The sequence below is a fragment of the Haloquadratum walsbyi J07HQW2 genome, from assembly GCF_000415985.1.
Classification (GTDB): Archaea; Halobacteriota; Halobacteria; order Halobacteriales; family Haloferacaceae; genus Haloquadratum; species Haloquadratum walsbyi_B.
In genome coordinates this window covers 27,926-33,372 of sequence record NZ_KE356561.1, presented here as the reverse complement: position 1 = coordinate 33,372, position 5,447 = coordinate 27,926, and the positions used below count along the sequence as shown (strand labels likewise).

The window sequence follows — 5,447 nt, the reverse complement described above, 5'->3', positions numbered from 1 at the left end:
CATAAAATATCAAATGTATGATTTATGATTGAGTTAGCAAGATAATATAACACCTGTACTATCATTATACTATAACGGAGGTTCCCGGAGAGCACGGAGAGAGTAACTCCGAGGAGTCTACCAGCAGTCAAACTACGCTCGACGATTCTGGTAGCGGTATCTCGATTATGGACGAGCTCCAATCTGGATCTGTTGAGACTGTCTTCGAAAACAAGGATTTGGTTCGTCCGGATACAATAATCGACGAAGATCGGATCGTTGGTCGCGATGAGCAGTTAAAGACCGTTATCACAAATCTCAAACCCGCTCTCCAGAACCACGGCATTCCGGAGATGTTGCTGACTGGGCCGTCTGGAACGGGGAAATCCCTGATTATCCATGCTGTCTGTAAGAAAATCGTCGAGCTGAGTGAGGCTCAGGGAATGCGGTTCGGTGTGTTTTCAATAAACTGCGAGGGCCCAGGTACGACCAGTCGTGCAGTCTATCGTCTCATTCAAGAAGCGACGGCAAATATCGATGAAGAACCGGGAGTTCCCGAGAGTGGGGTCTCGACAGACCAGAAACTCGAGCGCCTGTGGGAAATCATGCGCGAACACTATGACGGCGTAATTTTCGTCTTAGACGAGGTCGACATGCTCGACGGCCCATACTCGGAACCAGAATATAATTCACTCCTCTACCAACTCTCGCGGGCTCGAAACCTCGGCCGGTTTGATGGCCCCGTTTCCGTCACTGCGATAACCAACTACATCGATTTCATGTCTGATCTCAATAGCCGCGCGAATAGCTCATTCAATCCAGACGAGATCTTCTTCGAGGATTACGACGCAACGCAGCTTCGACATATCCTCCGCAATCGTGAAGACGCCTTCAAGCCTGAGGTTCTCGCGGATGATGTCGTCCCACTCGTCGCCGCGTTCGGCTCTCAGACACACGGTGATGCACGGAAGGCTATCGATCTGCTTCGGTGGTCCGGGGAATTAACCGATAAACAAGGAGACGAGCGTGTCGAAGAATCACACGTCCGGACTGCCCAGGACCGATATGACTCCGATCGGAAATTACGGCATATCGGTGGACTCTCGACTCAAAAGAAGCTCTGTATCTTCGCCGTTGCTGCGACAGACTACTACTCAAATGCCAGTGTGGACTGGATTCCGGCCGGACCCTCCTACAGCCTCTACCAGTTCGTCTGTGACACTCTCGGAGCTGATTCCTATGGCCGAGAAACCTTCGTGAACCATGTTACTGAACAGGCGACCTATGGCATCCTTGAGTTCGACCGTCGTGGTCGAGGACGGGGAAAAGGCATCCACATGCACTTCGACCTCGCTGAAGACCCTGAGTCGATTATGGAACGAATCCTAGAGGACGATTGTTTTGCTAACCTGGAACAAGAAGAAGAGATGATGCGCTCTATCGCGAAATCGAAAATGAACGGGTTCCTGAACTAGAGTCCCGACTGAGGCCTCCGATTTGACCCCCCTTTCGTTTACAACTCGAAATAGGGGTGTGTCTCGGATATCGATCTTCGACACGGGAGCGGCCGTTCGCGTTACAACTCGAAATAGGGGGTGTGCTTTTGCGATGTACTCACAAGTGGATGCTCATCGCGATCCGCAGCTGCCTTCGTTTCGAGTAGGCAACTGTGGACATCGTCCGTGAAGCTGGAATACTGGTTAGGAGGGCTGTAGAGGGTGTAGGAGCCATATTTACATCTCGAAATAGGGGTGTCCACCGTACCCCTATCCCATTTACAACTCGAAAAACGGGGGCTGGTCAGGTCCAGTCCGTGGTACCACGTACCTGTGTCCCATCAAGATCTCGTCGGATATCGGTCCGATCCCACTTGAGGGGGGACAGCACGCTTTCGACAGCTCTGACGAGCTGGGTCTCGTAGTACGCGTCGTCGTAGGTCTCGATCGCTTCGTGGGCGAGGGCGACACGGTTCTGTGAGGATTTCTCGTCGTCGACGACCACGTACTCGATATCCTGTCCGGGGTGGACGCCGAGGTCTTGATCGCGAGCGCGCTTTAACGCCGCCACGTTCTGCGTATTCTGGGCGTATCCTTTGAGTGGCTTGGAGACGCGGTTCCGTTCGACGAGTGCATCGACCGACACTGACCCTACATGGAGCTGACTGATTGCCTTTTGGAGTCTGTCGAGGACTGCATCCGGTGACCGTGTCGCATCGAGCCGGTCGAGACCGTCCTGCTGAACCTCCTCGATGAACGGCGTCGCTCTCGCGCTGCGGCATGAACGCCACCCAGTCGTAGTGGGCTTCGTGTTCGAGGCGAATCTCGACAGCCTCCGAAATCTCCGTCGCGAGCGCCTCGAGGTGGTGGTCGGCGGCCGTCGCGACCGGCTTGGTGAAGTCGTCACGATGCGCCCGAGTGACGAGCACCGGGATATCGTACCCTCCGGCGTAGGTCGTCAACCGAGCGAGGGTTCGGGCTTGAAGGGTTTTCGCGTGGGTCTCGCCGGGGGTATTGTCGGCGCGGGACGGCTACAGTCCCGATAAGCCGCGGCGTGGCGCTTCCGCGTTTCAGGGGTGGTACGAGATCGACGGTGGCCCATCCGCAGTCGTTTTGTTTCTGCGGCCGACCGACTGTTTCCGAGAACGTTTCCAGAATCAACCTTTGCCGGTACAGTAGCGTTAACCAACATTTCCGGTCTCCTGTACCTGTCTGTTGGTTAAGGGCGTGGACACCGTTGAGGCTCTGCTCGACCACGTTGAAGATGCCTCCCACCGAACTCTCAGGTATGTGTGGCCGAAACTCGCTCTTCATCGACCAGGCCGACCTCGAGGCTCGTTTTGACGCCGAGGTCGTCACGGACGGCGGGTATACACCCCGATACAACATCGCGCCTGGCGATGCAGACCGGAGTCGTGCGTACCTGGCTGAAAAAAACCGACTGTTGAACGAGCGTGTCGGCGAACTCGAGGCAACACTCGAACAGAAGACTGAGCGGATCCAGGCCCTCGAAGCAGAAATCGAACGACTCACCGATGAACTCACAGCCCGTGACGGGGAAACTGAGCAGTCCCACAAGGAAGACTCCGGGACTGCGGGCGAGACCGGTGATGGCTCAGAGCCAGCCTCGCTGTTGCGTCGATTCTTCGGTGGTCGATCCGAGTAGTGGCGCCGCTTCACCGCCATCCGGGAAGGTACTTCTCAAGCGTTCAGGTTCCGCGAGCCGAGACAGTTTAACCAACAAACTCGCTATATCGCGCTATTTGTTGGTTAACTACGCTCAATCCCGCCGCAAAACCGGGTTGCCGGGGGGGAGACTGTGTTTCAGGAAACTATTCCTCGAAGTAAGAACTATATCCTTCGCTCTGCAATCCCGAGTATGTCCGAGACAGACGCCGCCGATGGGCCGCCCCCCTTCGAGGAGCCGTTCAGCAGCGACGACGTCGAACAGCGCATCTACGGCACCATCCTGCAGACCCGCGAGCCGACGACGGCGAGCGCGATTGCCGAGAGCGCAGACTGTGACCCCAAGACCGCCCGGAAGTATCTGGGGTGGTTCGACGACCTCGGCATCGTCACCCGACACGACGGCCATCCAGCCACCTACGAGCGCAACGACGCGTATTTCGAGTGGCGACGCATCAACCAGCTCGCAGCCGACCACTCCGTCGAGGACCTGCAGGATCGCGTTCGTGAGCTGACGACGCGCATCACCGAGTACGAGGCGACGTACGACGCCGCGTCACCGGCCGAAGTCGACGCCGTCGCCGCCGCGGAGGGCAGTAACGAGCGGACCATCGACGACGTGTACGGCGACCTCGGTGACTGGGCGACCGCCCGCGAGGAGCGAGACCGCTATGAACGCGCACGCCAGCAACGCACGGGTGGCGAGCGCGAACAGGCATCCGGGTAGCCCGCTCGATGGTACCACCGACAGGCGATGGCGGGAGCCCTGCCCCCATCGATCGTCCCATCCTCGAGTTCCTCCAGACGCGGCTCCAAGCGACGAGGCAGATCGCCCGAGCGGCCATCACCGACGCCAGCGGCCATCTGGAACTCCACGTTGTCTTTGCCCCGTCGTACTACCCAGCGCCCGTCGACGACGCAACCCTGACTGTCCGCTGGTACACGAACGACGACTTCACAATCCACTATCGAGAGGTCCATTCGGAGGACACCTGGGAATGCCGATGGGATCGGCATCCGAACCCCCACAATACGCGCGACCACTTCCATCCCCCGCCCACCGCCCCGACGCCCGGTGGCAATGACTCTTGGCCGACCGACCATCGTGATGTCCTGCGACTTGTCCTCGACGAGGTCGAAGACCGGATTGCAGTACTGTGGGACGAATAGACGACTCCCCCGCAGTGGCGTTTATCGCGCCGACCAAGGGTGACGGCGCTCAGCGCGATGGGCATCACCAGGAGAGCCGTCGTGGTGTCCAGTCTGGTGTCAGCTGAGTGCAGTCACAAGTGAATCCATGTCTACGTTCAGTAGCTCCGAGACAGCGAGTGCATCGCCGTCAGCAAACGACACGAGGCCACCGAGAGAGACCGAGGACACAGATTCGCAGCCGTCGTGGCCAGACGATGCGAGCAGCGAGGATGGAACGCCAACGCTCAGAATGAACCACTGTCCGGAGTGTGGGGCCCGTCGCTTCGTCTCGAAACTCCTCGTGTACGAGGTTACAGGCTACGACGAGGGCGGCGAGCAAGAATTCCGCCGCCAGCACGTCCGGGCAGAGTTCGAATACACCTGCAGCGAGTGCCAGACGACACTCCGAACGCTTCCCGCAGATCGCCGCGACTATTACGACGAAGTCGCGGTCCTCGAAACGGAACGGCGGGCAGCCCTCCGTGATCAACTCCGTCTGCTGGGGAGGCGGTTCTGGCGGCGTCTCGCAGTGCGGACGACGTGGCTGGCACTCGGACTCGTCACACTCGTTATCGGGCTCGTGGTCGCACTCTAACAGCCTGAGGGAAGAACGCGTTCCCGCTATGGAGCTCCCCTCCCTGCTTCACCGAGTGACACATCAGTCGGCAAGTGATTCGAGTTTCTGGATGATCTTCGCGTAGACGTCGGGGGCGCAGTACCAGCCCTCGTCGATCATCGCATCAATCACAGTTCGGGCCTCGTCGACACTGAGCGCTCCCTCGCTAGCGAGTTTTAGTACGAGATACGCCGTCCCCCGGGTTGTGATTCCCTCGGCTGCAGCAACGTCACGGCCGTACGTCTCATCCATCACGGCCACACCATCGTGGACGTCGGCGCAGGCGAGGACAGCGACATCGGCGTCGCTGAGGTTGCTATTATCCTGGAGGCGGGACAGCAGCGGGGAGGTCTCAACCGACACGATATCAAACCTGTCGGCGTCGACGCTGCGCTCGATGCGACGGGCGTCCGGATAGCCCTGCTCGAGCCCCGTTTCGACGACCTCCCCGTAGACACGCTCGGGAATGACACACGACG

General features: G+C 58.6%; 5 protein-coding genes and 2 pseudogenes. 5 read left to right on the top strand and 2 right to left on the bottom strand.

All coding sequences use genetic code 11. The features are described 5' to 3' along the window. The first annotated feature begins 167 nt into the window (after nt 1-167). Nucleotides 168-1,454: a Cdc6/Cdc18 family protein gene (locus J07HQW2_RS00205; RefSeq protein WP_021053112.1), complete on the top strand. Its 1,287-nt coding sequence runs from the start codon at nt 168-170 to the stop codon at nt 1,452-1,454. Between the two features lie 325 nt (nt 1,455-1,779). On the opposite strand, the pseudogene J07HQW2_RS16785 reads toward J07HQW2_RS00205, so the two are convergent. After that, nucleotides 1,780-2,338: pseudogene (locus J07HQW2_RS16785) on the bottom strand (DNA polymerase domain-containing protein); the annotation flags it as partial. A 425-nt stretch (nt 2,339-2,763) separates the two neighbouring features. On the opposite strand from J07HQW2_RS16785, the pseudogene J07HQW2_RS16780 reads away from it, so the two are divergent. The 4 genes and pseudogenes from J07HQW2_RS16780 to J07HQW2_RS00175 form a co-directional block, all read left to right on the top strand. Next, nucleotides 2,764-2,877 (top strand): annotated as a pseudogene (locus J07HQW2_RS16780) (SOS response-associated peptidase family protein); the annotation flags it as partial. A gap of 477 nt (nt 2,878-3,354) precedes the next feature. Then, the gene (locus tag J07HQW2_RS00185) at nt 3,355-3,888 is read left to right on the top strand and encodes a DUF7342 family protein (protein WP_021053108.1); all 534 of its coding nucleotides are present in this window, start codon (nt 3,355-3,357) and stop codon (nt 3,886-3,888) included. 8 nt (nt 3,889-3,896) lie between these two features. Next, complete coding sequence (locus J07HQW2_RS19695; RefSeq protein WP_021053107.1) at nt 3,897-4,331, top strand: toxin-antitoxin system TumE family protein; 435 nt, start codon at nt 3,897-3,899, stop codon at nt 4,329-4,331. Between the two features lie 127 nt (nt 4,332-4,458). Further along, a complete protein-coding gene (locus J07HQW2_RS00175; protein ID WP_021053106.1) occupies nt 4,459-4,947 on the top strand; it encodes a hypothetical protein in 489 nt (162 codons plus the stop codon). Between the two features lie 63 nt (nt 4,948-5,010). Here J07HQW2_RS00175 and J07HQW2_RS00170 read toward each other — a convergent pair. Next, a partial coding sequence (locus tag J07HQW2_RS00170) for a PIN domain-containing protein (RefSeq protein ID WP_021053105.1) occupies nt 5,011-5,447 on the bottom strand: 437 nt, incomplete at its 5' end.

What these genes read in the sequence shown, in the direction of transcription:
- J07HQW2_RS00185 (WP_021053108.1), top strand. Translation starts at nt 3,355, where the DNA reads ATGTCCGAGACAGACGCCGCCGATGGGCCGCCCCCCTTCGAGGAGCCG.
- J07HQW2_RS19695 (WP_021053107.1), top strand. Translation starts at nt 3,897, where the DNA reads ATGGTACCACCGACAGGCGATGGCGGGAGCCCTGCCCCCATCGATCGT.
- J07HQW2_RS00205 (WP_021053112.1), top strand. Translation starts at nt 168, where the DNA reads ATGGACGAGCTCCAATCTGGATCTGTTGAGACTGTCTTCGAAAACAAG.
- J07HQW2_RS00175 (WP_021053106.1), top strand. Translation starts at nt 4,459, where the DNA reads ATGTCTACGTTCAGTAGCTCCGAGACAGCGAGTGCATCGCCGTCAGCA.